Below are 25,430 nucleotides of genomic sequence, written 5' to 3'. Positions count from 1 at the left end.
CCGTGGGACGAGTCACCGTGCGCCGGCGCACCCAGCGCGTCACCCTCGACTCCGCCGGCGAGCCGCAGGGGCGCTCCCGCCCGGACACCATCGTGGTGGAGGAACCCCTGGAGCTGCGCATCGGCAGCACCGCGCTGACCGTGACCATGCGCACCCCCGGGCACGACATCGAATGGCTGCACGGGTTCCTGCACTCCGAGGGCATCATCACGGCGGCACGCGACGTCCTGACCGCCCGCTACTGCGCGGGGGCGGTGATGGACGACGGGACCGGCGTCGAGGTCAACACCTACAACGTCATCGAGGTGCAGCTCGCACCCCACGTCGCCGATCCGGTGGCCGACGGGCGGACTCGCTCCTTCTTCACCTCCAGCGCCTGCGGAGTGTGCGGCAAGGCCAGCATCGAGGACCTGGACGTGCGAGCGTCCTACGACGTGGCCGGCGACTCCGTCCGTGTCCAGGCCGGCACCCTGCTCGCCCTGCCGGACCGGCTTCGTGAGGCGCAGAGCACCTTCGAACGCACCGGGGGTCTGCACGCCGCGGGGCTGTTCACCGCCGAGGGCGAGCCGGTGGTGGTCCGCGAGGACGTCGGCCGGCACAACGCGGTCGACAAGGTCATCGGCTGGGCGATCCAGAAGGACCTGCTGCCGCTGCGGGGCCATGTGCTGCAGGTCAGTGGGCGCCTGTCCTTCGAGCTGACGCAGAAGGCCTACCTCGCCGGGGTCCCGGTGCTCTCCGCCGTCTCGGCCCCCAGCTCGCTGGCCCTCGACACCGCCGAGCATGCGGGCGTGACGCTGGCCGGCTTCGTCCGCGGCCAGTCGCTCAACCTCTACACCCACCCGGAACGGGTCCTCGTCGCGAGCTCATGACGGGGCGCCGGCGTCGAACGTGCTGACCCCGCCCCAGCCGGACGCCGGGGGTTGCGGCCGCGACCTACCATGGAACCAATGCCAGACGCCGTCCCGCCGTCCGCCGCCCCGTTGACCGACCGGTTCGACCGGGTGCATCGAGACCTGCGGATCTCCCTGACCGACCGCTGCTCCCTGCGGTGCACCTACTGCATGCCGGAGCAAGGTGTGCCGTGGCTGGCCAAGACCACCATGTTGAGCACCGACGAGCTGCTCCGGCTCACCGCCGTCGCCGTGTCCCTCGGAATCACCGAGGTGCGGCTGACGGGCGGCGAGCCGCTCCTGCGTCGCGACATCGTGGACGTGGTCGCGGGGATCGCCGCGCTGGAGGGTCCGGCTGGCCCCGTGGAGGTCTCGATGACGACCAACGCCCTGGGCCTGGACAAGACCGCGAACGCTCTCGCCGAGGCCGGGCTGGCTCGGGTGAACATCAGTCTCGACACTCTCCAGACCGCGACCTTCCGGCACATGGCCCGGCGCGACCGTCTTGATGACACGCTGACCGGTATCCGAGCCGCCGCTGACGCCGGTCTGACCCCGGTCAAGCTGAACACCGTGCTGCTGCGCGGGGTGAACGACCACGAGGCCGTGGATCTGCTGGGCTTCGCGCTGGAGCACGGCTACCAGCTGCGCTTCATCGAGCAGATGCCGCTGGATGCCGGGCACACCTGGCATCGCGACTCCATGGTGACCGGCGAGGAGATCCACGCGCGGCTGGGAGAGGTCTACGAGCTCACGCCCGTGACGGGCCGGGGAAGCGCCCCGGCGGAGCTGTTCCACGTGGACGGCGGCCCTGCCACCGTCGGGGTGATCGCCTCGGTGACCGCACCCTTCTGCGGGGCATGCGACCGCGTTCGCCTGACCGCCGACGGCCAGCTGCGCAACTGCCTCTTCGCCACCGGGGAGTCGGACCTTCGCACGCCCCTGCGCGCAGGCGCCGGCGACGACGAGCTGGCCGAGGTGTTCCGGGCGAGCATCGGCGCCAAGCTGCCCGGCCACGGGATCAACGAGCCGGGCTTCTTGCAGCCGCCGCGGCCGATGAGCGCCATCGGCGGGTGACGCGAAGCCTCCCGCGGGTTGAGCCCGATAGACTCAACTTTGACTGGCACTCTCTGCTGCCGAGTGCTAACGTGGTGCCCATAGCCACCGTGGAGGGCTGGGTGCCCTCGACGTGTCCCGAGGCGCAGGAGGTCTGGGCCTCGTCATCGAGGAGGTGAGGGGAATGGCTACGCGATTCGACCCTTTCGGTGAGATGGACCGGTTGATGAACCAGGCGTTCGGCACGGCCCGGGCGGCGGCGACGATGCCGATGGACCTCTACCGATCCGGCGACCACTACGTACTGCTCATCGACCTGCCCGGAGCCGACCCGGGCTCGATCGACGTCAACGTGGAGGACCGCACGCTCACCATCCGGGCAGAACGCTCCACCCACAGCGACAAGGACGTGCAGTGGCTGGCCAAGGAGCGGCCGGCCGGCACCTACGCCCGGCAGCTGACCGTCGGACGTGGCGTCTCGCTGGAGGACATCACCGCCACCTACGCGGATGGGGTGCTGACTCTGACGATTCCCGTCGCCGAAGAGGCCAAGCCCCGGCGTATCGAGATCCAGCGCGGCGAGGAGCAGAACGCCATCGAAGGCTCGCGGGCCTGAGGCCGAGTGCTGCCGCCCTTGCCGCCTACCCCCCGGCGAAGGGCGGCAGCACATCCAGCACCGAGCTCTCGCTGAGCTCGGTGCTGGGATCGCGGACGTACTGGCCGTCCAGCAACAGCGAGCTGTGCTCCAGGACGTGCGCCAGCCGCGGTCCATGCGCCCGCCGGACACTGGTCAGCACGGCCTGCACGTCAACGCCGTCGACCTCCTCGTGATCGGTGCCCGCCGCCTCGGCAGCGGCGGCGAAATAGCGCAGTGTCGGCATCAGTAGTTCCTCCTGACTGACGATGGTCTCACTGCTCCCTCGATCGCAGCACGCATGTCCGTCAGTAGCGCGGCAGCGAAGGGTCGACCTCTTCCACCCACCGACGCATGCCCCCGGAGAGCACGCGGACGTCGCCGTGGCCCAGCTCGAGCAGGTGCCGTGCCGCACGCTCGGCGCGTGGCCCCGTCTTGCAGGTGACCACCACGCGACGGCGCTGCAGCTCGCCCACCGATCGCCAGCTCAGCAGCTCTCCCAGCGGCACGAGCAGTGCCCCCGGAATCGTGCCCAGCTGGTGCTCGACCGGCTCGCGCACATCGAGCACGGTCAGCGACGCCAGCTCGCCCGAGACCTCCGTGGGCGATGCGCTCGCCAGGGCGGAGGGAGCCGAGGGCGTCGGCGAGTGCGGTGTCGTTGCTTCCCGGTCTGACGCCGGGCGCAGCGGTATCTCGCGGGTGCGCATGCTGGCAACGTCGATCACCAGCACCCGCCCGGTCACCGGCTCGCCCACCCCGGTGACCAGCTTGACCACCTCGCTGGCCATCATCGAACCCACCTGGCCACACAGGGCGCCGAGCACTCCGGCCTCCGCGCACGACGGGACCGCCTCCGGTGACGGCATCGCCGGGAAGAGGTCGCGCAGCTGGACCGCCTCCGCCGGCGGGACCAAGGCAGGCGGCAGGAACGTGCTCACCTGGGCGTCGTAGCGCAGCACCGCTCCCCACACCAGCGGCAGACCCATCTGCACGCACGCGTCGTTGACCAGGTAGCGCGTGGCGAAGTTGTCAGTGCCGTCGACGACCACGTCGTGTCCCCCCAGGAGGTCGTGGACCGTGTCCGCGCGCACCTGCGCGTGCCGGGAGATGACCTCGATTCCGGGGTTCAGCCCCAGCAGCGCGGCCCGCGCGCTCTCCGCCTTGCTCGTGCCCACGCTCTCGGCGCGGTGCAGCACCTGGCGCTGCAGGTTGGAGACCTCCACCACGTCGTGGTCGATCACCGTCAGATGCCCGACGCCGGCCGCGGCCAGGTACAACAGGGCGGGTGAGCCCAGGCCGCCGGCCCCGACCACACACACCCGGGCGTTCAGCAGCCGCCGCTGCCCCGACATCCCCAGGCCCGGCAGCAGCAGGTGGCGCGAGTATCGCTCGAGCTGGGCCGGGCTCAGCTCCGGGCCCTGGGTGACCAGGGGCGGCAACGACCTCATCGCCCCATCGTCACACGGCCCCAGACCCCCTGCTGCGACCGGCCGTGCTCCTGGCCGTAGCGTGCGCGTATGGAATATCGATACCTCGGCAACAGCGGTCTGAAGATCTCCGAGATCACCTACGGCAACTGGCTCACCCACGGCTCCCAGGTCGAGAACGACGTGGCCACCCAGTGCGTCCACGCGGCTCTCGACGCCGGAATCTCGACCTTCGACACGGCGGACGTCTACGCCAACACGGTGGCGGAGTCGGTCCTGGGAGAGGCGCTGCGAGGCCAGCGCCGGGAGAGCCTGGAGATCTTCACCAAGGTCTACTTCCCCACCGGCCCGGGCGGCAAGAACGACACCGGCCTGTCTCGCAAGCACATCATGGAGTCCGTCAACGCCTCGCTCCAGCGGCTGCAGACGGACTACGTGGACCTGTACCAGGCCCACCGCTACGACACCGCGACCCCGTTGGAGGAGACCATGCTGGCGTTCGCCGACGTGGTGCGCCAGGGCAAGGCGCTCTACATCGGGGTCAGCGAGTGGACGGCGGACCAGCTGCGGGCCGGGGTGGAGATGTCACGCGAGCTCGGCTTCCAGCTCGTATCGAACCAGCCGCAGTACTCGATGCTGTGGCGGGTGATCGAGGACGAGGTGGTGCCGACGGCGCAAGAGCTCGGTGTCTCCCAGATCGTGTGGAGCCCCATGGCCCAGGGCGTGCTCTCGGGCAAGTACGAGCCCGGGGCGCAGCCTCCGGCCGGATCCCGCGCCGCCGACGAGAACGGCGGCGCCGACATGATCAAGCGCTTCATGAACGACGACGTGCTCAAGCGGGTGCAGAAGCTCCGCCCGGTGGCCGAGGAGACCGGCCTGTCGATGGCCCAGCTGGCCATCGCCTGGGTGCTGCAGAACGAGAACGTCGCCACGGCCCTGGTGGGCGCCTCCCGACCGGAGCAGGTCGGCGAGAACGTCAAGGCCGCCGGCGTGCGCTTGGACAAGTCGACCATGAAGGCGATCGACAAGGCGCTGGGCAAGGTGGTCGAGAGGGACGCCGCGTTGACCGCTCGCACCACTCCCCGCAGCCGCCTCGCCTGAGGCTCGCTGCGCCGAGGAGCAGCCCGCACGCCGTAGCGTGGAACCATGACGGCTCGGGACAGCGACGCCCCCGCCGAGCCGGAGCCAGCCTCACCGGATCGGCGGGGGTGGCTCGCGCGGCGCCTCTTCCCGGACGGCTCCATGCCCGATCCTCGCTTCAGCCTGGCCAACGAGCGCACCTTCCTGTCCTGGATACGCACCTCCCTGGCCTTGCTCGCGGGGGGGATCGCGGTCGAGGCCTTCGCGGTGCTGGACGACCCGTACCGCAAGGGCGTGGCCATCCTGCTGCTGATCCTGGGCATGCTGATCAGCGGCGGCGCCTTCGTGAGATGGATCGGCGTGGAGCGAGCCATGCGACATCAGGCCCCCCTGCCGCTGCCGCTCATCGCCCCCGTGCTCGGGGTCGGCGCCGCCGCAGGGGCACTCGTCGTCATCGTCGTGATCGCCATGGGCTGAGTCGTGCCGTTGTCGGGCCAGCATCCGCATACCGCCTCCCACCTCGACGCCGGTCTGCAACCGGAGCGCACGGCGATGGCGTGGGCGCGCACGGCCCTGGCGTGCTGCATCGTGAGCGCCTTCATGTTGCGCTGGCTGTCGTTCTACGGCGCGGCGGTGCTCATCGTGCCCGCTGTGACCCTCCTTGCCGCTGTGGTCATCAGCGTGACCCAGCAGCGCCGCATCCGGGACGACGTCGAGGCGATCAAGGGTCGTGAGGAGCCGATCGAGGCCGGGCCGTCGCTGGCTCTGGTCGGCGTGTGCTGGGCCCTGGGCGCCTGCGGGCTGGTGCTCGTGATCCTCGCCTAGCGGGCCACCGTGACCGCGACGAGCTCAGGCGATGATCGGCGTCGCCGGGCTTCGCTCACCGATTCGTTGCACCCAGTCCACGCTGGCACAGTTGGAACTGTGCGAACAGTCCACTTCTGGTCAGGCTTGTCGTGATGACGCGAACTCCGCCTGGCGACCCTGCCCGGCAGCGTCGCCAGCTCGCCAACCTGGGCCCCGTGGAACAGCTGCGAGCCGGGCGACTGCCCCGCCGGCTGGTCCAGCTCGCGGTAGGTCTGTTCATCTACGGTGTCTCGCTGGCGATGGTGCTCCGCGGCGGCTTAGGGGTCGTGCCCTGGGACGTGCTTCACGTCGGCCTCATCCGCCACGTCCCCACCAGCTTCGGGACAATGCTCATCCTTGTTTCGCTGGCCCTTCTGCTGCTGTGGGTCCCCCTGCGTCAGAAGCCGGGCTTGGGCACCATCGCCAACGCGGTCCTGGTCGGACTGGCGGCGGACCTCACGCTCGCGCTGTTCCCGCCCACGGAGCAGATCGGCGTTCGGGTCCTGCTCATGGTGCTCGGCGTGACTCTGAACGCCCTGGCCACTGCGATGTACGTGGGCTCTCAGCTCGGTCCCGGTCCTCGAGACGGGTTGATGACGGGTCTGGCCCGAGTCAGCGGCCGCTCCATCCGGCTCGTCCGCACCTCGATCGAGGTGGTCGTGGTGGCCATCGGGTACGCCCTGGGGGGTCCGGTCGGACTCGCGACGGTGCTCTACGCGGTGGCGATCGGGCCGTTGACCCAGCTGATGCTGCCCTGGTTCACCGTCGAGCTCGGTCAGCGCCGTTCTGCGCGGCGTCGGGCCCGCCCGTCCGAGCCCTGCTCCTGTCAGCCCTGAGACAGGAAAGCCCCGAGTGACCAGGAGCCACCGCGGGGGACCGCCGAAAAGCACTACCGCGCGGCGCGGTTCGCGACTCTTGAGCTGTTGGGGAGAAGAATCTGGAAAAAAATGGGGCGCCCTTGGCCGATCTATGACCACGGCCGGAGAAATACTTGACTGAGTAGTAGTTCAATAGAAGAAAGTTGCATTCGCAACTACTTTTGGCCCTGGTCTGACCTGGCTTTAGAGTGCTGACATACCCAAGGAGGACCCTCGTGCATCATCGATGGCAGGCTCCTCGGGCCGGGTGGCAGTGAGGTCCACCATGCGCAATAGATACGGGATAGCACTCACCCTTCTCGCGTGCGTCGTCAGTCTCCTCGAAGGCGAGAAAGCGATCGCGATTCTCTTCCTGTGCGGCACCACCATGTTCGCCGTCGAAAGTATCTCGTGGCGGCTGAAGCGGGCAGCCTCGATCGTCGACCGCGCGCAGGACGTCATCCGGGCGCCTGGAACGTCCCCCGAGAACCGAGCGAGCCGCGGGTCACCACACCATGACGTCTCGAACAGCATCGGCACCAGCGTCGAGACCCACCCTCACTGAGGCGCGCACACGATGGAGACCGCGAGCAGCGGGGCAGCGTGACCTCGACCCGGGTTCGCCGCTTTCATCGCGACGGACTGACGTTCCCCGTGCAGGACCACGGGCCGGTGCAGGGCCCGGCCGTGGTGCTGCTGCACGGCTTTCCCCAGGACCACAGCAGCTGGAGCGCCGTCGTGCCAGAGCTGCATCGCCGTGGCCTGCGCACGCTGGCTCCGGACCAGCGCGGATACGCCAGAGGAAACTCGCCGCGCGACCGCCGTGCCTACCGGCTGCCGACACTGGCCGGGGACGTGCTCGCCCTGCTCGACGAGGCGCGACTGCCGTCGGCCCACCTGGTGGGTCACGACTGGGGCGGCGCGGTCGCGTGGCACCTCGCCGGAACCAGCGCGCGGGTTCACAGCGTGACCATCGTCTCGACCCCTCATCCCCGGGCGCTCGCGTGGTCGATGACCCACAGCCGGCAGGCATGGGCCAGCTCGTACATGGCGTTCTTCCAGGTGCCCGGACTGCCGGAACGCGTGCTGGTCAGGCGGCTCTCACGACTCTTCGACCGAAGCGGGCTACCACCGGAGGCGGCAGCGACCTACCTTCGCAAGTTCTCCGCTCCGCAAGACCTCACCGGTCCGCTGAACTGGTACCGGGCCGCTCCGGTCGACCGGAGCCACACGCCGAGCTCGGCGGTGCCGACGACCTATCTGTGGGGCAACCTCGACTTCGCCTTGCAGCGGGCGGCCGCGGGGCGAACCGCCCGCCATGTCGACGCCGACTACCGCTACATCGAGCTCGCCGGGGGGCACTGGCTCCCCGAGACCCACCCCCGGGCAGTGGCTAGGGAGATCGTGCACCAGGTTGCTTCGAGCCCGACCTGAGCGCCACCGGACCCCCGTTCACGCCGTCCCGCTGTGGTACCTACAGTGAGGTATGCCTGGTCATGCGATGAGTCATTCCGTGGTCGCCGTCGTGGGCGCCAGCGGAGCCCTGGGATCACTCATCGCCACGGAAGTGGCTGCTCGGGGCGGGTCCGTCATCCTCGTCGGTCGTGACCGGAGCCGTCTTGAGGCGGTCGAGATCGCAGAGCGAAGCATCGTGGTGGGGGATCTCGGCGATGCCTCCACCGGTGAGGATCTGGCTCGCGTTGCCGAAGAGGCCCACGGGCGACTCGACGGTGTGATCAACGCGGCCGGTGTGGTGGCTTTCGGGTCGTTGATGGACACCGACGACGCGGTGATCGAGGAGCTGTTCCTGACCAACGTCCTCGGTCCGCTGTGGCTTCTGCGCCGGACCGTTCCGCTGCTGAGCGAGTCCTCGGGTTTCGTCGCCCAGCTCTCGGCCGTGGTGGCGGAGCAGCCTCTCCCGGGCATGGCGGCGTACTCGGCGACCAAGGCCGCGCTCACCGCGGCCAACCGGGCGCTGGTCCGGGAGCTGCGTCGCTCGAAGGTCAGCGTCTACGACATCCGACCGCCGCACACCGAGACCGGTCTGGCCAACCGGCCCTTGGCGGGATCGGCCCCGAAGCTGGGTCAGGGGCTGGAGCCGGGCCGGGTGGCTCACGCGGTCGTGGCCGCCATCGAGGAGGGTCGGCTGGACGTGTCGGCCGAGGACGTGGCCGCGCTGTCGCGTTGAGAATGCGGCGAGGGGCGGCGCATCGGCCCGTGACCGGTGCTCCTACCATCGGGATATGGCATTCAGCAATGGAGACAAGGTCACCTGGAAGACGTCGCAGGGCACCACCGAAGGTGTGGTGAAGCAGAAGCGTGTCCAGGACTTCGAGTTCAAGGGCCAGAACTTCCGGCCCACCGACGACGACCCCTACTACATCGTGGAGTCCGAGAAGACCGGCTCCCAGGCCGCGCACAAGGAGTCTGCTCTCTCGCCGCGCTGAGACTCGGTCAGGTCGATGTCGATCGTCGCGTACCGTGGGCGGCTCGACCTCGCGCCGATGTGCGGCGCGGACCTCGTCTAGGAGTAGTACGTGATCATCGACATCATCGGGTTCCTGATCTTCGGGCTCGTCGTGGGGGCCGTGGCCCGGCTCATCAAGCCAGGCCGCCAGAACCTGAGCATCCTCGGTACCCTGCTGCTCGGCATCGCGGGATCGGTCATCGGCGGGCTTGTCGCCAGCTTCTTCGGCACTGGTGACATCTTCGAGCTGAACATCCTCGGAGCGATCGTCGCCTTCGTGGCGGCGGTGCTGCTGATCGGTGTCGCTGAGGGTATGTCGGGGAAGAAGAAGACCGCCTGAGCACCTGGCCGTGGCGTGGGCCGGCAGTGACGTGGGCGTCGTGCTCCTGGTCGTGGCAACGACTCTGCACGCCGGTTTTCAGCTCACCGTCACCTGTGTGGTCTACCCCGCGCTCGCCGCGGTGGAACCCGGCGCGTGGTCGGTGGCCCATGACGCCCACTCGCGGGCGATCACCCCGGTGGTGCTGCTGACCTACGCTGGGCTTCTGCTCGGCGTTGCCGCTGCACTCTGGGACCGGCCCGCCGACCTCTGGGTCTGGGTTGCCGTAGGCGGCGTACTCCTGACGTTCGCGGCGACCGCGCTCGGGGCCGCCCCCACGCACTCGAAACTAGGGCGTGAGTGGCGGGCCGACCTGGTCCGTCAGCTCATCCTCGCCGACCGCATCCGCCTGGTGGGGGCGTTGGTCGCCGTCCTGGCCTCCAGCGCCGCCCTGTTGACCTGAGCAAGGCCGAGGAGCGTTCGGCCGGCGCTAGTAGCGGTCCACCTTGCGATGAAACCTCATTCCCATCTTGCCCCCGATGACGGCGCTGAACAGAGCCACGAGCAGGGCCACCGCACCCGCCACGATCCCGGTCACGTTGGGGTCCCCGGCGATGAGCGGTATGCCCGACGGCATGGCCGGCAGCTGCGCGGCGACGTCGAAGCGCGACCCCAGGAAGACGCTCAGCGCAGCCACGATCGCCCCCATCACCAAGGTCCAGATCCACACGCCGACACCCTGCCTCCCCCCGTCGAACCGAGCCATTCGGCCCGCGACATATCCTCCGCAGACGTTGACGATGATCAGGACGACCACGGCAGCCACGAGTCCGACCACCCCGGCTTGCTCCGGCTCGTCGGTCACGGCCTGCAGATCAGTGTTGGTCAACGCGTCGACAAGGGCTCCGGCGGCAGCGGCGGCGGTGGCCAGAAATACCGCGGTGCCGACGGCGGTGAGCCATCCGAAGAACGCCGCTCCCCACTTGATGCCGCCGTGGGCCTCCCGCTCACGGTCGATGTCCCGGCCGAACGACTCGCGGTCTCGGTCCCGGTCGTCGTAGTACCCCCCACCGGAGGTCCGTTCGGACTGCGGCACCCGTTGGGTGCGATCACCGGAGTCCTCGTCGTAGCCGCGCTCGTTCGGGGTGCTGCTCATTCCGGGCTCCTCTCGAGGGGGCCGCCGCTGCACGGCCCGGTGATGCACCGATGGTGTCAGGATGTCGGCGTCCTGCCCACCCGAAAGGCCGATGTCGCCCCACCGGTCACTCGGGCCTCTGAGCAGGTGTCTCGTCGGGGATTCTGTGGCAACATTCCTTGACACGAGATCGCAGGGACTCGTGTCAGGACCTCGAGTCACGCTCGACTCGGCTTCCGCGCGGGCAAGGGCGGGGAAACGGGCGGTCTCGGCCTCGGTCACGGTGGCCGGGGCAGTGGACGCAGCGGGAGGGCCCACATGGCGGACAGCATTCCATTCGACGAGATCCCAGGACCCAAAGGCGTGCCGCTCCTCGGCAACATCTTCGACCTGGACATGTCGAGCCCGATCGAAGGCCTGATGAAGCTGAGCGAGGAGCACGGGCCGGTCTTCAAGATCTCCCTGGCCGGGCAGTCCCGGGTCTTCGTGAGCGACCCGGGCATGGTCGACCAGGTCTGCGACGACACCACCTTCCACAAGAAGCTGGCCGGCGGGGTCGAGCAGGCGAGCCATAGCGCGGCCGGCAGCGGCCTGTTCACCACCGCCAACGACGACCCGATCTGGCAGCAGGCGCACAACATCCTCATGGCGCCGTTCAGCCAGGCGTCGATGCGGAACTACATGCCGGCCATGCTCGACATCGCCGACCAGCTGATGACGAAGTGGGCCCGGCTCAACGACGACGACAACGTCGTGCACATCACCGACGACATGACCTCCGTGACCCTCGACACCATCGCGCTGTGCGGGTTCGGCTACCGGTTCAACAGCCTGCACCGCGAGTCGCTCCACCCCTTCGTCGGGGCCATGGTGCGCACACTGCTGGCCGCACAGGACATGCAGAAGAGGCCGTCGGTGGCCAACAAGATGCGCATCCGCGAGCGGCGGCGCCTCGACGACGACCAGGAGTACATGAAGAGCCTGGTACAGGGGCTCATCGACCGGCGCCGAGCCGCTGGTGCACAGGCAGACCAGTCCGACCTCCTCGGAGTCATGCTCACCGGTGTCGACCCTCGCACCGGCCAGCGCCTGCCGGACTACAACATCGTCGCCCAGTGCCTCACCTTCCTCATCGCCGGCCACGAGACGACCAGCGGCCTGCTCTCGTTCACGTTGTACTTCCTCATGAAGAACCCGGAGTACTTCGAGCGAGCCCGGGCGGAGGTCGACGAGGTGTTCGGAAACGACGCCTGGCCGACGTACGAGCAGGTGCACTCGCTGACCTACATCACCCAGGTGCTGGAGGAGTCGCTGCGCCTCTGGCCGACGGCCCCCGTGTTCAACCGGGCTCCGTCCGAGGACACCCTGCTCGGAGGCATGTACGAGGTCCCTGCCGAGACTCCGGTCACCGTCCTGACGCCAATGCTGCACCGCAGCACCGAGCTGTACGGCGAGGACGCGCTGGAGTTCAACCCCGACCACATGTCCCCCGAGCGCAAGGCCGAAAGGTCGGTCCACGGCTACAAGCCGTTCGGCACGGGGATGCGGGCCTGCATCGGCCGTCAGTTCGCCCTCCAGGAGGCGGCGCTCATCCTGGGGATGGTCGTGCAGCGCTTCGACATCGAGGACGCGCTCGACTACGAGCTCAAGCTGAAGACGGCGCTGACGATCAAGCCCGACGAGTTCTACGCCCGGATCGTCCCCCGGCCCGGCTTCGAGCTCGACCACAGCGGCCCAGACGCAGCCGGGAAGGAGTCTGCCGAGGACGAAGGGACGGCGGTCTCGGTGCTCCCCGGCGTGGAGTACCACGCCACGCCGCTGCGGGTCCTCTACGGCTCGAACCTCGGCACCGCCGAGGGGATCGCCACCAAGCTCGCTGCTGAAGGCACCGAGCGGGGGTACGACGTCACCCTGGCCTCGCTGGACGAGGTCGCGCGGCAGCTGCCCACCGAGGGAGCCACGCTGGTCGTGGCGTCGTCCTACAACGGCATGCCGCCGGAGAACGCCCGCGACTTCGTCGAGTGGATGGCCGAGCCGGCGACACCGGGCGACGTCTTCTCCGGGGGCCGGTTCGCCGTCTTCGGATGCGGGGACCGCGACTGGGCCGCGACGTACCAGAAGGTTCCGACCGACCTGGATGCGGCGCTGGAGGCCCACGGAGGGACCCGCGTGCACCCCCGAGGAGAGGGCAACGTCGGGGGCGACTTCGACGGCGAGTACCGCTCGTGGCACAAGGAGCTCTGGGCGGACCTGGCGCAGGCTCTCGACCTGCCGGACACGGCGTCGCAGGCCGTGAACACCGGCCCTCGCCTGAGCGTCACGACGGTCAACCAGCAGACGTCCAACCCGGTCGTCATGTCGTACGAGGCGGCTCCGTCGCGGGTGACGGTCAACCGCGAGCTCGAGAAGAGCACCAACGGCAGTCCGCTGGCCCGATCCGTGCGGCACTTGGAGGTGGCACTGCCCGACGGGTTCTCCTACGCTGCCGGCGACCACCTCGGGGTGGTCCCGCGCAACGACATCTCGCTCATCCGGCGGGTCATGGCTCGCTTCACTCTCGACGCCGGGATGTTCATCACCATCACCGAGAAGCCCGGCACCCAGACGCACCTGCCGACCGACGAGCCGGTGCCGTTGCTCGCGGTGCTCGGCACCTGCGTCGAGCTGCAGGACATGGCCAACCGGGACAGCATCGAGACTCTCGCCCGGTACACAGAGGACCCTCGCGAGCGTGCGGCGTTGGAGGCCCTGATCGGCGAGGACGAGGAGGCGCAGGTGCGGTACCGCAGCCAGATTGTCCAGCCGTACCGCTCGGTCCTCGACCTGCTCGAGGAGAACCCCTCCTGCGCGTTGCCATTCGAGGAGTACCTGGACCTGTTGCCGCCGTTGCGCCCGCGGTACTACTCCATCTCCTCCTCCCCCCGCTCGGACGCGCGTGCACCGGCCATCACCGCAGCCGTCGTGCGCGGGCCCAACCGCGGACGCGACGGGGTGTTCGCTGGCGTGGCCACGAACTACCTGGCTGGCATGGCTCCGGGGGCCACGGTGTTCGCCTTCACGCGGACGCCCACCATTGCGTTCCACCCACCAAAAGACCCCTCGGTGCCCATGATCATGGTCGGCGCGGGCACCGGGCTCGCGCCGTTCCGGGGCTTCCTGCAGGAGCGTGCCGCCGAGCAGGCGGACGGGGCCGAGGTCGGCCGGTCACTGGTCTTCTTCGGGTGCCGGGAGCCCAGTGACGATATCTACGCCGAGGAGATGGCGGCCTACCAGCGTGACGGGGTAGCCACGGTGTACACCGTCTACTCCAGCGAGCCGGTGGAGGGCCGGGCGTGGGTGCAGCACGAGATGGCCTACCGCGCCGACGAGATCTGGGAGCTGCTGGAGCAGGGCGCGGCGGTGTTCATCTGCGGCAACGCCAACACGATGGCCCCCGGGGTGCGGGCCGCCTTGCGCCAGATCTACCGCGACCACACCGGTTCCTCGGAGGAGCAGGCCGAGCAATGGCTGGCCGACCTGCGGGCGCAGGACCGGTTCGTCGAGGACATCTGGGGGGGCAGTGGCTGAGCACGCAGTCGCGGCAGGCACGAAGAGGGCGCTGTCATGACATCGTTGTGGACCACCCTTCTGCCGATCATCATCGGCAGCGCCCTCGTGCCGGTCCAGGTCCTCATCACCGTGTTGCTGCTGCGGTCTGAGAAGGGGCGGCGGACGGCGGTCGGCTACGTCGGGGGTCTGACGACGGTCCGGCTGCTGCAAGGGCTCCTCTTCGGGATCCTCCTGTCCTCCGGGAGCTCGATGTCTTCGGACGACCACACCACGCGGACGTCGGTCATCCTGCTGATCATGGGTCTGCTCTTCCTCGTCTCCGGCGTCCGGAGCATCCGCAAGGATCCTGACCCGGACGACCCGCCGCCGAAGTGGCTGACGATGACGCAGACCGTGGGCCCCGTGGGTGCCTTCGGGTTCGGGGTGCTGACGCTTGCGATCGCCCCCAAGTTCTGGGTGTTCACCCTGGGAGCCATCGCCGCCATCCAGGCGTCCCCGGTCGGCCAGCCCGTGAGCACGCTGGTGTTCCTGCTGTTCGTCGTGCTGGCGGAGGGTCTGCACGTCGCCGTGCTCGTCGTGGCGTTCGCCGTACCGGCGAAGTCGGCCGAGGTGCTGGCCGTGGTGGGTCAATGGCTCGAGGACAACAACCGGATCATCATGATCGTGGTCTCTCTGGTCTTCGGCACCTGGTTCGTGGCCAAGGCGCTCCAGGGCTTCGGCGTCATCTGAGCACAGCGGCGGACCCGGCTCTGGCCAGGCTCGACACCAGCCGCGGGGACACCACCCCCGCGCCCAGCCCGATCTCCACGAGCGCGTCGAACGCATGCTGGTCGCCGCTGGCGGCCGTGAGGCCGACGTCGAGCAGCCGCGGCCGGCCAGCCAACCTCGCAGCGGTCGCCGTGGTGCGTAGATGCCGTGCGAGCAGGCGACGCACCACGCTCTCGTAGCGCCGCCCCAGCAGGTGCGGAGCCAGAGTGACCGCGCATCGCCCGGCCAGCGCCCCGGTCGCGACGGCGTAGTAGATGCCCTCCCCGGTCAGCGGGTTGACCAGGCCCGCGGCGTCGCCGGCGAACACGATCCGCCCCGCCGGGTGGTTGAAGCGAGCCCGGGACAGCGGCAGGTGATGCCCGAGCCATCGCACTGCCCCGTCCGTGGCGCCCGGCAGCAGCATCTCGACCCCTCGCACCATCAGCTCCCGAGTGAGCGGCGCCTGCCCGGGCCGTTGCCGGACCACCTCGCCGTATCCCACGTTGGACCAGCCGTCCCCGCAGTCGAAGGACCAGGCGTAGGAGGGCTGACGCTCGAGCCCGAACCGGATGATCTGCATGCCTCGGCGGGAGTCGGGTGTCGGGGCGTACCCCCGCAGCGCGAACGCCGAGCGACCCGCGAAGCAGCCCGTCGCGCCCGCTAGGCGCGCCACAGCCGAGTGCGCACCGTCGGCCGCGACGACGGCACGGGCCGCGATCTGTTCGTCCAGCACCACGTGATCGGCGGTCACGTCCACCTGTCGCACGCGGTGGCGACGCAGCACGGCCCCTCGTCGCACTGCCCGCTCGACCAGCGCGTCGTCGAAGGTCGTCCTCGGCACCACACGCGCGGGGCGAGCCATCTCCCGCCGGACGCGGACCCGTCCGCTGTCCAGCGACAGTGACCACACCTCAGGGTGGTCGGGGATGTCGAGCGGCTCGTCGATCGCGCTCCAGACGTCGAACACGTGGGGAGCGATGCCGTCGCCGCACGCCTTGTCGCGAGGGAAGTCCGCTCGGTCCAGGAGCAGCACCCGCGCATCCGGGCGGGCCCGCAGCGCCGCGACCGCCGCCGTCGAGCCCGCCGGACCGGCACCGACGATCGCCACGTCCCAGAGCATGACGCCATTGTCCGCCCCGTAGGCTGTGCGCGTGCTCGTGACCGGGACCGCCTCCACCGACCTGCACGGCCTCCACCTGTGGATGCGCCACGAGAGCCGCCCCACCGAACGGCGTGCCCCGATCACTCCCGACGACGCCCGCACGATCGTCAACCACGGCGCCACGCTGACCGTCGAGCGGTCCCATCAGCGGGTCTTCGCCATCGAGGAGTACGAGCACGTGGGCTGTGCGGTGGCCGATCCGCGGTCCTGGGTGGAGGCACCTCTGACCACCTACGTGGTCGGCATCAAGGAGCTGGACGAACAGCCGGCCACCCTGCGCCATACCCACATCTACTTCGCTCACGCCTACAAGGAGCAGGAGGGGTCGCGGGCGTTGCTGCGACGCTTCGTGGACGGTGGCGGTGAGCTGGTCGATATCGAGTACCTGGCGGTGAACCAGCGGCGCGTGGTCGCCTTCGGGTACTGGGCGGGGTACGTCGGGGCCAGTCTGGCCGTGCTGGCCCACCGTGGAGCCCTGGTGGCGCCGCTGGCGCCCGCCACCAGGCTCGACCTGGACGACGCCGTCGCCCAGTCGTCCTCCTCCCCCGGCTCCGCGCTGGTTCTCGGCGCCCGCGGTCGCAGTGGCCGTGGGGCGGTGGACGCGCTGGGCCGGGTCGGTTGGGAGATCAGCAGGTGGGGTATCGACCAGACCCGCGAGCTGGACCGGGCGCGGCTGCTGGACCACGACCTACTGGTCAACTGCGTCGTCTCCTATGGCCGCCAGGAGCCCTTCGTGCGCCCGCGGGACCTCGACGCGCCACGGCGGCTCCGGGTGATCGGTGACGTGACCTGCGACGTGACCTCGGAGGCGAACCTCATCCCGCTCAACACGGCCACCACCACGTGGGACGAGCCGGTCCGCCGCTTCGGCGAGAGCTCGACCGGTGGGCCCCTGGACGTGATCGCCATCGACAACCTGCCCTCGCTCCTGCCGCGCGAGGCCAGCGTGAGCTTCTCGGCCGACTTCACCCCGTTGCTCGTCGATCTGGCCTCGCGTACCGGAGCCTTCGCCGCCGCGCGCGAGGCGTTCGTGGAAGCCACCTCCACTCTGCGCTGAGTCATGCCGACTCGTGCGTGCGCGACCGCGGGCGCAGGCATACTGACCGCGTGTCCACCCAAGCTCCCGCGGCCGTCCTGCTCATCCGCCCGCACCACTTCACGCCCAACCCGGCCACCGCCGTCGACAACGCCTTCCAGGCCCTGGACCCCTCGCGAAGCGCCGAGCAGATCGCCCGGGACGCCTACGCCGAGGTCACCGGGGTGGCCGAGACCCTGACCCGGGAGGGCATCCGGGTGCACGTCTTCGAGAACGAGCTGGCCACCCACCCGGACAGCGTCTTCCCGAACAACTGGTTCTCCACCCACGCGGGCGGCTACGTGGCGATCTACCCGATGCACTCGGAGAGCCGGCGGATCGAACGGCGGACCGACATCATCGAGATGCTGAAACGCAGCTACCGGGTGCAGGAGGTGGCCGACTACTCGGGCCTGGAGTACGACCAGATCTTCCTGGAGGGAACCGGGGCGATGGTGCTGGACCACGTGAACCGTGTGGTGTATGCCGCCCGATCCAACCGAGCGAACCCGATGGCCCTCGAGCGGTTCTGCACCCGCTTCGGCTACGAGTCGCTGGTCTTTGAGGCCGTCGACTCCAGCGGGCAACCGATCTACCACACCAACGTCATGATGTGCATCGGCACCCACTTCGTCATCATCGGCATCGACATGGTCGCCGACCGGCGCCGCCGCGCCGAGGTGGTCGCTGCGGTCGAGGACTCCGGGCGCGAGCTGGTGGCGCTGCGCCCTGAACAGGTGCACGAGTTCGCCGGCAACGCGATCGAGCTGCACGGCCCGGACGGACACCTGCTGGTGATGTCGCGGCGGGCGCGCGCGTGCCTGGACCGCGCTCAGGTCGAGGTGCTCCAGCGCAGCTGCCGCATCGTCGACGTCGAGGTGCCCACCATCGAGCTGGCCGGCGGGTCGGTGCGGTGCATGCTGGCCGGCATCCATCTGACGCCCCGCCGACGGGCCGTCTCCGGCACGGCGACGATGCCGCACAAGGAGGAACAGACCAACCTTCACGTCACCTGATCAGTTGCTGGACGTCCCCTGTGCTGTCACAGTGGGCGCACAAGGCACTTCGGTCGCACACAGACAAAGCGAGGAACCACCATGACCGCTGCGGTGATCGGGTTCGCGATCCTGATCTTGGGACTGTTTCTACTCATCGGCAAGATCATCCGAGTCAAGACGCCGGCGGTGCAGCGGCTCTTCCTCCCGAGCTCGATCATCGGCGGCTTCCTGCTGTTGGCCCTGGGCCCGCAGGTGCTCGGCAAGTTCATCGGCCCCGAGAACGGCCTCTTCACCGCGGACATGCTGACCATCTGGGCCGGGCTACCCGGGCTCTTGATCAGCATCGTCTTCGCCACCCTCTTTCTCGGCCAAGAGCTGCCCAAGCCCAAACGGGCGGTCGAGCTGGCCGGGCCGCAGCTGTCCTTGGGCATCGCCTTGGGCTCGGGGCAGTACGTGGTCGCGGGAATCCTCGCCGTGGCGATCCTGGTGCCCCTCCTCGGCGCGGAGCCCATGGTCGGGGCCTTGCTGGAGATCGGCTTCGAAGGAGGGCACGGCACGGCAGCGGGGATGCGGCCCACCCTGGAGGAGCTGGGCTACAGCAGCGGGGCCGACATCGCGATCGGCATCGCCACGGTCGGGGTCGTGGGCGGCATCGTCATCGGCATCGCGCTGATCAACTGGGCCGTCCGTACCGGCAAGACGGAGATCGTCACCTCCAACGTGGAGGCCTCGATCGACGAGCAGAAGGGCCTGTACGCCGAGGACGAGCAGTACCCGGCCGGCACCCTCACCTCCCGGCCCGCCTCGGTCGAGCCGCTCTCGCTCCACGTCGCCATCGTGGCTCTGGCCATCCTCATCGGCTGGCTCATCCTCGAGGGGCTGAAGCTCATCGAGCAGGCGCTCTGGTCCGACACCATCGAGATCTTCGCGTTCGTGCCCCTCTTCCCCTTGGCCATGCTCGGCGGCGTCGCCGTCCAGGTGATGGCCGACAAGGTCGGCGCGGGACGGCTGATCGACGCGCAGATGATGCTCCGCATCCAGGGCCTGGCGCTCGACTTCCTCATCATCGCGGCGCTGGCCACCCTGTCGCTGGAGGCCATCGGCAGCAACATCGGCTCCTTCCTCATCTTGTGCACCGCCGGGATCGCTCTCAACGTGGGCCTGCTGCTCTGGCTGGCGCCGCGGATCATCCCGAACTACTGGTTCGAGCGAGGCATCGGTGACTTCGGCCAGTCGATGGGTGTCACCGCCACGGGGCTGATCCTGATGCGCATCGTCGACCCGGACGCGGAGAGCCCGGCGTTCGAGGCCTTCGGCTACAAGCAGCTCGTCTTCGAGCCCTTCTTCGGCGGTGGACTGGTGACCGCCGCCGCGGTGCCCTTGATCTACCAGTTCGGTCCGTGGCCGCTGCTGATCGGTATGGCCGTGTTGTTCGTGGTGGCGCTGGTCGGTGGCCTGGTCATCTACGGATCGGCGGCCAAAGAGCAACGCCAGAAGGACAAGGAGCGGCAGCACGCCTCCTCCTCGAGCTAGCCTGGGCCGATGATCGCCGCGTTCTCCGTCGCGCCGATGGGTCACGGGGACTCCGTGTCCGGCGCCGTGACCGAGGCGGTGCGGGTCGTGCGTGACTCCGGCCTGTCCTACCGGCTCACCTCGATGTTCACCGAGGTCGAAGGCGACTGGGACGAGGTGTTCGACGTCATCCGCCGAGCCACCGAGGCGGCCGGCAGCCACGGCGGACGGGTCTCCCTGGTGATCAAGGCGGATATCCGCCCGGGGTGGAGCGGGCAGCTCACCGAGAAGGTCACGCGGGTCACCGACGGCCTCGACGAGGACCACGCCTGACGCAGCCCGTCCCCCACCCCCCACAGGGTGGCTTCGCCGTCGCGGGCTAGCGTCTGAGGCATGGTGCGGCTGCGCAGGACCTCCCCCGACAGTCCGGGGTGGACGAGGCGGCGCGCAGGTCGGGGATTCGTCTATCTCGACTCCGAGGGCGGCCGGTTGCCGGCCGAGCACGTGCAGCGCATCACAGAGCTCGCCATCCCGCCGGCCTGGAAGGACGTCTGGATCACTCCCTACCCCCACGGCCATCTTCAGGCCGTGGGTACCGACGACGCGGGTCGGCGCCAGTACCTCTACCACCCCGAATGGCGCGCCCGTCGGGATGCCGAGAAGTTCGAGCGGATGCTCGCCTTCGGCGAGGCCGTCACGCGGGCCCGCTCCGTGGTGCTCACAGACCTTGGCCACACCGGGATGCCGGTGGAACGCGCCTGCGCCGCGGCCGTCCGGCTCATCGACCTCGGGTCGTTCCGCATCGGCAACGACATCTATGCCGACACCAACGGCAGCTTCGGCCTGACGACACTGGAGCGCCGGCACGTGCGTCGGGCCGAGGAGAGGCTGGTCTTCCGCTTCGTGGGCAAGTCCGGCGTCTCGCATCGCATCGAGATCGACGACGTGCCGGTGATCGACGCCGTGCAGGTGATGCGGCGGCGCCGGGCCGACGACCCCCGTTTGCTGGCCTACAAGCAGCAGCGGTCGTGGCAGGCGGTGCTCCCCGTCCTGGTCAACGACTACCTCCGCGAGAGGACCGGGGTGGAGGGGAGCGCCAAGGACTTCCGCACCTGGCATGCCACCGTGCTCGCCGCCGCCGCCCTGGCTCGGACCGAGGAGCCCGGGCACAGCGCCGCGTCCCGCAAGCGGGCCGTCTCGGGGGCGATGAAGCAGGTGGCGGCGTTCCTGGGCAACACCCCGACCCTGGCGCGCTCCTCCTACGTCGACCCGCGCGTCATCGAAGCCTACGAACAGGGCCGCACGATCACCTCGGCGACCCGCGACGACTTCGCGAACCGGGACGAGCGCCAGGCCGCCTGGGAGAAGGACGTGCTGCGTCTCCTCGAGTCCTGAGCTCAGTGCCGGCGCGCGGCTTCGGTGCTCAGTTGGGGCTCATCGGCCCGTCCGGAGGACGGCCGCGGGTGCGCAGCGAGGCGGTCAGGCCCCTCTCCCGCCGCACGATGCGCAGGGCCAGACGCAGTCGGTCCTCGGTGCGCGGGGCCGCGAGGATGGACTGCCGCTCCTCCAACCCCAGCTCGACCACGTCGGGGAGCCAGTACGACACCTCCTCGGAGGACTCCGGAGACTCCACGTGCTCGGCACCCAGCGAGCGCCGGTACGCGGCGACCTCCTCGCGCAGCCGTCCAGCCAGGGCGAGGCTCGGGAGCTCGCCGCCGGTCTCGGGCAGGAGCTGCACCTCGGCCTGGAGGTAGGGCTTGCCTGCGTGGCTGGTCAGGTCGCCGAGGACGAACCGGTCCCGACCTTCGGCCACCACGACGTACCGCTGGTCTCCCAGGTCGGCGGCCTGGCGTATCCGCGCCAGACATCCCACCTCGTGCAGTTGAGGAGCCGCCTGCTCCCCGACCTCGAACCCACGCCGGATGGCGACGACGCCGAAGTCAGGCGGGTGCTCGTCCTGAGCGGCGAGCAGGTCGGCGAGCAGCGCGACGTACCGCGGTTCGAAGATCTGCAGGGTCAGCGAGCCACCAGGCAGCAGGACCGTGCCGAGCGGGAACAACGGGATCACCGTCACGCTCGTAGCCTACGGTCGGGCCTCGACGGGCTGACCCGGACCCCGGACGCTCCGGTTGACGCGGACGACGACCCCACCCACCATGAGCCGGATGTACCTCATCAACGTGAAGTTCGAGACCAAGCCCGAGTACACCGACCGCTGGATGGAGCTGGTGCGCGACTTCACCGAGAGCACCCGCGCCGAGCCGGGGAACCTCTGGTTCGAGTGGAGCCGGAGCGTGGAGAACCCGCAGGTCTTCGTCCTCATCGAGGGCTTCACCGACGACGGCGCCGGAGCGCACGTGAACAGTGACCACTTCGCCCGGGCGATGCGGGACCTCCCGCCCGCACTGCTATCGACCCCGCTGATCGTCAGCCATCAGGTGGACGGACAGGGGTGGGGTGAGATGGGTGAGATGTCGGTGGAGTGACCTTGTGGGCCGCTGCGCCGGCCTGCACCGCCAGCAGGCCGGGTGCGCGGTAGCCGGCCCGGGCGAAGGCCTCGTGGATCGACGCGGCGATGTCCGGCCGACGGCGCTCGGGGCAGACGACGACGGCTGAGCCACCGAAGCCACCCCCGGTCATCCGAGCCCCGAGGGCACCCGCCGCGACCGCGCTGTCGACGACGAGATCGAGCTCGGGGGTGGAGATGACGAAGTCGTCGCGCATCGAGGCGTGCGAGGCTGCGAGGAGCTCACCGATGCGTGACCAGGACCCCTCCCGCAGCTGCTCGACCACGGCGTGGACCCGCTGCGTCTCGCTCACCACGTGTCGCACCACCCCGCGCAGCTCGGCGTCCGGTAGGCGGGGCAGCTCATCGTCGAGCTCCCCGGGAGAGATCTCGGTCAGGCTCCTGCCGAGCTCAGCACTGGCGCGCTCGCACGCCTCCCGCCTGCCGCCGTACTGACCGTCGGTGAGGGCATGCTGCGCCCGGGTGTCGACGATCAACAGCTCGGCGTCGCCTGGCAGCCGCACGTGCTCGCCCTGGAAGTCTCGACAGTCCAGCAGCAGTGCGTGACCAGGTCTGGCGCGCAGGACCACGGACTGGTCCATCCCGCCGGTCGGCGCGCCGGCGAAGTCGTTCTCGGCGCGCACGCACGCCTCGGCCAGGACGCGGCGGTCTTCGTCGGCGTCGGTCCCGCTCGAGCCGAGCCGGCGGCCCCCGGCCAGGTCGTGGAGCGCCACCGCGACCGCACACGTCAGGGCGGCCGAGGAGGAGAGCCCGGACCCGGAGGGCACGCACCCGTCGATGACCGCGTCGAAACCGGGGACCTCCCAGCCCATCGACCGCATCGCCCAGTGCACGCCCACCGGGTACCGGCACCAGGGCTCGACGTCCTCGGGGCGGGCAGAGGTCGCCGATCCCTCCCAGCCCCGCTCATGCTGTCGCGATCGCAGGCGGACGCGACCGTCCGAGCGGGGGCTCACCGCCGCCATCGTGCGGTGGTCGATCGCGAACGGCAGCACGGGTCCGCCGTTGTAGTCCAGGTGCTCGCCGATGAGGTTCACCCGGCCGGGGGCCGACCACACCCCGCCGGGAGGCGCTCCGAAGGTCTTGACGAAGTCGCCCGTGACCTCCTCGCGGTGCTCCTCGGGACTGCCGGGCTCGACCCAGTCCATCCCCGTGGTGCCCGCGGTCACGCCCGTCCCGCCGCAGGGTAGACCACCTGTAGGCGGTCGGCGATCGTCTCCGGAGTGGTGTCGGAGACCCACGCACCCTGAGCGGACTCCGAGCCGGCCAGGTACTTCAGCTTGCCTGGTGCGCGCATCACACTGAAGACCTGCAGGTGCAGCCGGGGCAGCGAGCCGGGTTGCTCCCGACGACCCGGGGCCCCGGTCTCCGTCGGGGCCGCGAACCAGCCCGCGATGTAGGGCAGGTCGATCGGTGCGCCGTCCACCCCGGTGAAGAAGTGGTCCAGGGCCCGGAGCAGCCTCGGGTAGAGCCACGCCAGCTCCGCTCGCTCCGCGTCGTGGGTCTCGGCGAGGTCGAGCACGTGCCGGTGCGGCACGAGGTGGACCTCGACCGGCCACCGAGCCGCGGCGGGCACGAAGGCGGTCCAGTGCTCGCCGCGGGCCACGACACGCCGACCGGAGCGCTGCTCTGCTTCCAGCACGTCACCGAGCAGGTCGCGCCCGGTCCGCTCGTAGTGTTGCCCGGCCTGCCTGAGATGCTGCGCGCTGCGCGGGGGGAGGTAAGGGTAGGCGTAGATCTGGCCGTGGGGGTGAGCCAAGGTCACCCCGATCTCCTCGCCTCGGTTCTCGAACGCGAACACCGCATGCACCGACGGCCGCTCCCCGAGCTCCCGCGAGCGGTCCGCCCAGGCCTCGATCACCGTCCGGGCACGGGCCGGCGACAGCTCGGCGAAACGGGACTCGTGGTCGCTGGTGAAGCACACCACCTCGCACCGCCCGTCCGACGCGTGCTCCGGCCAGACCGGCTCGCCGTCCACCGTCGACGAGGGTTGCGCCTCTCGCGGGTTCAGCGACGGGAAGCGGTTCTCGAACACCACCACGTGGTAGTCCGAGGCCGGGATCTCGCTCGGTGGTCCTTCGGGCCGAGAGGGGCACAACGGGCAGTCGGCGCGGGCGGGCATGTGGGTGCGGTTCATCCGATGCGAGGCCAGCGGGATCCACTCGCCCGTCAAGGGGTCGCGCCGCATCCGGGCGCCCGCGGGCATCGCAGGCAGCTCACGGGTGTCCCGAGCGTCCCGGCCGGCGGCCGGAGGGCTCGCGGCGTCGTCGTAGTAGAAGAGGTCCCGGTCATCGGCGAGGTGTCGATGGGTGCGTTGCGCGTGCAGGCTCATCCCAGGTCCTTCGTTCGGGTCACGATCTCCTCGTCCTGGTCGGCCACGATGAGGTGGCCCACGTGCGAGCGCAGCATCGCCTGGTCGTCCACCGCCATGCCGGGGTCGCTGATCAGCACGTCGATGTCGTCGAGACCGATGATGGTCGACAGTCCGACCAGCCGGAGCTTGGTGTGGTCCGCCACGACCACGGTGGCCGCCGCGGAGGCGATGAGCGCTTGGTTCATCGCCGCCTCCACCATGTTGGGGCTGGTGCACCCGGTGCGTTCGCTGAACCCGTGAACCCCCAGGAACATCTGGTCGACGTGCAGGTTCCGCAGCGAGCTCACCGCGACCGGCCCGACCAGCGCGTCGGAGGGCGTGCGTGAGCCCCCCGTCAGGATGACCGTGCGGTCGCGACGCATCGGGTCGTGCAGGGCGTTGGCGGCCGGGATCGAGTTCGTCACCACCGTCAGGCCGTCGACCTCTCGCAGCTGCTCGGCCACGGCCAGGGTCGTCGTGCCCGCGGACAGGGCGACCGAGGAGCCGGCCGGCACGAGCTCGGCGGCGGCCCGGGCGATGGCGAGCTTCTCGGAGACCTGTTCCCCCAGCTTGGCGCTGAACGTGGGCTCGTAGCTGGAGCCGGGCAGGTCCGCCACGGTGGCCCCTCCATGCACCCGGACCAGCAGGCCCCGATCAGCCAGCTGGGCGATGTCCCTGCGGATGGTCATGTCCGAGACGTCCAGTGCCTCGACGAGCTCACCGACCCGTACGGCGCCGTCGCGACGGACCCGGGCCAGGATCTCCTGCCGTCGTTGTCGCGCCAGCGTCGCCATGG

28 protein-coding genes are annotated in these 25,430 nt (G+C 69.8%); 20 read left to right on the top strand and 8 right to left on the bottom strand.

What is annotated here, in order from left to right; all coding sequences use genetic code 11:
* Window positions 1-2 precede the first annotated feature (2 nt).
* The 3 genes from fdhD to VJ976_RS03970 all read left to right on the top strand — a co-directional run bounded on the left by fdhD (window position 3) and on the right by VJ976_RS03970 (window position 2,562).
* Window positions 3-869: a formate dehydrogenase accessory sulfurtransferase FdhD gene (gene fdhD / locus VJ976_RS03980; protein WP_324098816.1), complete on the top strand. Its 867-nt coding sequence runs from the start codon at window positions 3-5 to the stop codon at window positions 867-869.
* Window positions 870-947: 78 nt separating this feature from the next.
* Window positions 948-1,967: a GTP 3',8-cyclase MoaA gene (moaA, locus tag VJ976_RS03975; RefSeq protein WP_324098815.1), complete on the top strand. Its 1,020-nt coding sequence runs from the start codon at window positions 948-950 to the stop codon at window positions 1,965-1,967.
* 163 nt (window positions 1,968-2,130) lie between these two features.
* Window positions 2,131-2,562: an Hsp20/alpha crystallin family protein gene (locus tag VJ976_RS03970; RefSeq protein WP_324098814.1), complete on the top strand. Its 432-nt coding sequence runs from the start codon at window positions 2,131-2,133 to the stop codon at window positions 2,560-2,562.
* Between the two features lie 25 nt (window positions 2,563-2,587).
* Here the strand turns inward: VJ976_RS03970 and VJ976_RS03965 are convergent, their stop codons facing one another.
* Both VJ976_RS03965 and moeB read right to left on the bottom strand, forming a co-directional pair.
* Window positions 2,588-2,827 (bottom strand): MoaD/ThiS family protein, encoded by a 240-nt coding sequence (locus VJ976_RS03965; RefSeq protein WP_324098813.1) that lies wholly within the window; start codon window positions 2,825-2,827, stop codon window positions 2,588-2,590.
* A 61-nt stretch (window positions 2,828-2,888) separates the two neighbouring features.
* Window positions 2,889-4,028 (bottom strand): molybdopterin-synthase adenylyltransferase MoeB, encoded by a 1,140-nt coding sequence (gene moeB / locus VJ976_RS03960; RefSeq protein ID WP_324098812.1) that lies wholly within the window; start codon window positions 4,026-4,028, stop codon window positions 2,889-2,891.
* Window positions 4,029-4,097: 69 nt separating this feature from the next.
* Here moeB and VJ976_RS03955 point away from each other — a divergent pair, with 69 nt between their 5' ends.
* From VJ976_RS03955 to VJ976_RS03915, 9 genes are all read left to right on the top strand, one after another.
* Window positions 4,098-5,108, top strand: a complete 1,011-nt coding sequence (locus tag VJ976_RS03955; RefSeq protein WP_324098811.1) for an aldo/keto reductase family protein — start codon at window positions 4,098-4,100, stop codon at window positions 5,106-5,108.
* Between the two features lie 45 nt (window positions 5,109-5,153).
* Window positions 5,154-5,564: a YidH family protein gene (locus VJ976_RS03950; protein WP_324098810.1), complete on the top strand. Its 411-nt coding sequence runs from the start codon at window positions 5,154-5,156 to the stop codon at window positions 5,562-5,564.
* Window positions 5,565-5,567: 3 nt separating this feature from the next.
* Window positions 5,568-5,912, top strand: a complete 345-nt coding sequence (locus VJ976_RS03945) for a DUF202 domain-containing protein (RefSeq protein ID WP_324098809.1) — start codon at window positions 5,568-5,570, stop codon at window positions 5,910-5,912.
* 134 nt (window positions 5,913-6,046) lie between these two features.
* Window positions 6,047-6,769, top strand: a complete 723-nt coding sequence (locus tag VJ976_RS03940) for a hypothetical protein (protein WP_324098808.1) — start codon at window positions 6,047-6,049, stop codon at window positions 6,767-6,769.
* A 624-nt stretch (window positions 6,770-7,393) separates the two neighbouring features.
* Window positions 7,394-8,224 carry an alpha/beta fold hydrolase gene (locus tag VJ976_RS03935; RefSeq protein WP_324098807.1) on the top strand — a complete coding sequence of 277 codons (831 nt, stop codon included), beginning with the start codon at window positions 7,394-7,396 and terminating at the stop codon, window positions 8,222-8,224.
* Between the two features lie 67 nt (window positions 8,225-8,291).
* Window positions 8,292-8,978, top strand: coding sequence for an SDR family oxidoreductase (locus VJ976_RS03930; RefSeq protein ID WP_324098806.1), 687 nt, complete (start codon window positions 8,292-8,294; stop codon window positions 8,976-8,978).
* 55 nt (window positions 8,979-9,033) lie between these two features.
* The gene (locus tag VJ976_RS03925; protein WP_324098805.1) at window positions 9,034-9,237 is read left to right on the top strand and encodes a DUF2945 domain-containing protein; all 204 of its coding nucleotides are present in this window, start codon (window positions 9,034-9,036) and stop codon (window positions 9,235-9,237) included.
* Window positions 9,238-9,327: 90 nt separating this feature from the next.
* Window positions 9,328-9,597 carry a hypothetical protein gene (locus VJ976_RS03920; protein WP_324098804.1) on the top strand — a complete coding sequence of 90 codons (270 nt, stop codon included), beginning with the start codon at window positions 9,328-9,330 and terminating at the stop codon, window positions 9,595-9,597.
* A 10-nt stretch (window positions 9,598-9,607) separates the two neighbouring features.
* The gene (locus tag VJ976_RS03915) at window positions 9,608-10,039 is read left to right on the top strand and encodes a hypothetical protein (RefSeq protein ID WP_324098803.1); all 432 of its coding nucleotides are present in this window, start codon (window positions 9,608-9,610) and stop codon (window positions 10,037-10,039) included.
* 27 nt (window positions 10,040-10,066) lie between these two features.
* Here VJ976_RS03915 and VJ976_RS03910 read toward each other — a convergent pair whose 3' ends face one another.
* Complete coding sequence (locus VJ976_RS03910) at window positions 10,067-10,732, bottom strand: hypothetical protein (RefSeq protein WP_324098802.1); 666 nt, start codon at window positions 10,730-10,732, stop codon at window positions 10,067-10,069.
* 297 nt (window positions 10,733-11,029) lie between these two features.
* Between VJ976_RS03910 and VJ976_RS03905 the strand changes: the two genes are divergently transcribed.
* Window positions 11,030-14,278 (top strand): bifunctional cytochrome P450/NADPH--P450 reductase, encoded by a 3,249-nt coding sequence (locus tag VJ976_RS03905; protein ID WP_324098801.1) that lies wholly within the window; start codon window positions 11,030-11,032, stop codon window positions 14,276-14,278.
* 36 nt (window positions 14,279-14,314) lie between these two features.
* The gene (locus VJ976_RS03900; RefSeq protein WP_324098800.1) at window positions 14,315-14,989 is read left to right on the top strand and encodes a GAP family protein; all 675 of its coding nucleotides are present in this window, start codon (window positions 14,315-14,317) and stop codon (window positions 14,987-14,989) included.
* Here the strand turns inward: VJ976_RS03900 and VJ976_RS03895 are convergent.
* On the bottom strand, window positions 14,982-16,127 hold the full coding sequence (locus tag VJ976_RS03895) for a geranylgeranyl reductase family protein (RefSeq protein WP_324098799.1): 1,146 nt from the start codon (window positions 16,125-16,127) through the stop codon (window positions 14,982-14,984). The two genes, VJ976_RS03900 and VJ976_RS03895, sit on opposite strands and share 8 nt — an antisense overlap.
* A 31-nt stretch (window positions 16,128-16,158) precedes the next feature.
* On the opposite strand from VJ976_RS03895, the gene VJ976_RS03890 reads away from it, so the two are divergent.
* From VJ976_RS03890 to VJ976_RS03870, 5 genes are all read left to right on the top strand, one after another.
* Window positions 16,159-17,226 (top strand): saccharopine dehydrogenase, encoded by a 1,068-nt coding sequence (locus VJ976_RS03890; protein WP_324098798.1) that lies wholly within the window; start codon window positions 16,159-16,161, stop codon window positions 17,224-17,226.
* Between the two features lie 50 nt (window positions 17,227-17,276).
* Entirely contained in the window at window positions 17,277-18,260 is a 984-nt protein-coding gene (gene ctlX / locus VJ976_RS03885; protein WP_324098797.1) for a citrulline utilization hydrolase CtlX, read from the top strand.
* 81 nt (window positions 18,261-18,341) lie between these two features.
* Window positions 18,342-19,775 (top strand): sodium/glutamate symporter, encoded by a 1,434-nt coding sequence (locus VJ976_RS03880; protein ID WP_324098796.1) that lies wholly within the window; start codon window positions 18,342-18,344, stop codon window positions 19,773-19,775.
* Between the two features lie 9 nt (window positions 19,776-19,784).
* The gene (locus tag VJ976_RS03875; RefSeq protein WP_324098795.1) at window positions 19,785-20,087 is read left to right on the top strand and encodes an MTH1187 family thiamine-binding protein; all 303 of its coding nucleotides are present in this window, start codon (window positions 19,785-19,787) and stop codon (window positions 20,085-20,087) included.
* A gap of 60 nt (window positions 20,088-20,147) precedes the next feature.
* Window positions 20,148-21,149: a DNA topoisomerase IB gene (locus VJ976_RS03870; protein ID WP_324098794.1), complete on the top strand. Its 1,002-nt coding sequence runs from the start codon at window positions 20,148-20,150 to the stop codon at window positions 21,147-21,149.
* Window positions 21,150-21,177: 28 nt separating this feature from the next.
* Here the strand turns inward: VJ976_RS03870 and VJ976_RS03865 are convergent, their stop codons facing one another.
* Window positions 21,178-21,828: an LON peptidase substrate-binding domain-containing protein gene (locus VJ976_RS03865; RefSeq protein ID WP_324098793.1), complete on the bottom strand. Its 651-nt coding sequence runs from the start codon at window positions 21,826-21,828 to the stop codon at window positions 21,178-21,180.
* 91 nt (window positions 21,829-21,919) lie between these two features.
* Here VJ976_RS03865 and VJ976_RS03860 point away from each other — a divergent pair, with 91 nt between their 5' ends.
* A complete protein-coding gene (locus VJ976_RS03860) occupies window positions 21,920-22,240 on the top strand; it encodes a putative quinol monooxygenase (RefSeq protein WP_324098862.1) in 321 nt (106 codons plus the stop codon).
* Here the strand turns inward: VJ976_RS03860 and galK are convergent.
* From galK to VJ976_RS03845, 3 genes are read right to left on the bottom strand one after another with little or no spacing between them, the layout of a single operon-like run.
* Window positions 22,182-23,450, bottom strand: coding sequence for a galactokinase (gene galK / locus VJ976_RS03855; protein WP_324098792.1), 1,269 nt, complete (start codon window positions 23,448-23,450; stop codon window positions 22,182-22,184). The genes VJ976_RS03860 and galK overlap by 59 nt on opposite strands.
* A complete protein-coding gene (gene galT, locus VJ976_RS03850; protein ID WP_324098791.1) occupies window positions 23,447-24,613 on the bottom strand; it encodes a galactose-1-phosphate uridylyltransferase in 1,167 nt (388 codons plus the stop codon). The genes galK and galT overlap by 4 nt, the downstream gene beginning before the upstream one ends.
* Window positions 24,610-25,428, bottom strand: coding sequence for a DeoR/GlpR family DNA-binding transcription regulator (locus VJ976_RS03845; protein WP_324098790.1), 819 nt, complete (start codon window positions 25,426-25,428; stop codon window positions 24,610-24,612). The genes galT and VJ976_RS03845 overlap by 4 nt, the downstream gene beginning before the upstream one ends.
* Between the last annotated feature and the right edge of the window lie 2 nt (window positions 25,429-25,430).

The sequence above is a fragment of the Ornithinimicrobium sp. genome (assembly GCF_035267225.1).
In the GTDB taxonomy this organism is placed as follows: domain Bacteria; phylum Actinomycetota; class Actinomycetes; order Actinomycetales; family Dermatophilaceae; genus Ornithinicoccus.
Note: the sequence above shows the minus strand (reverse complement) of the source record. Positions and strands in the feature narration are given on the sequence as shown.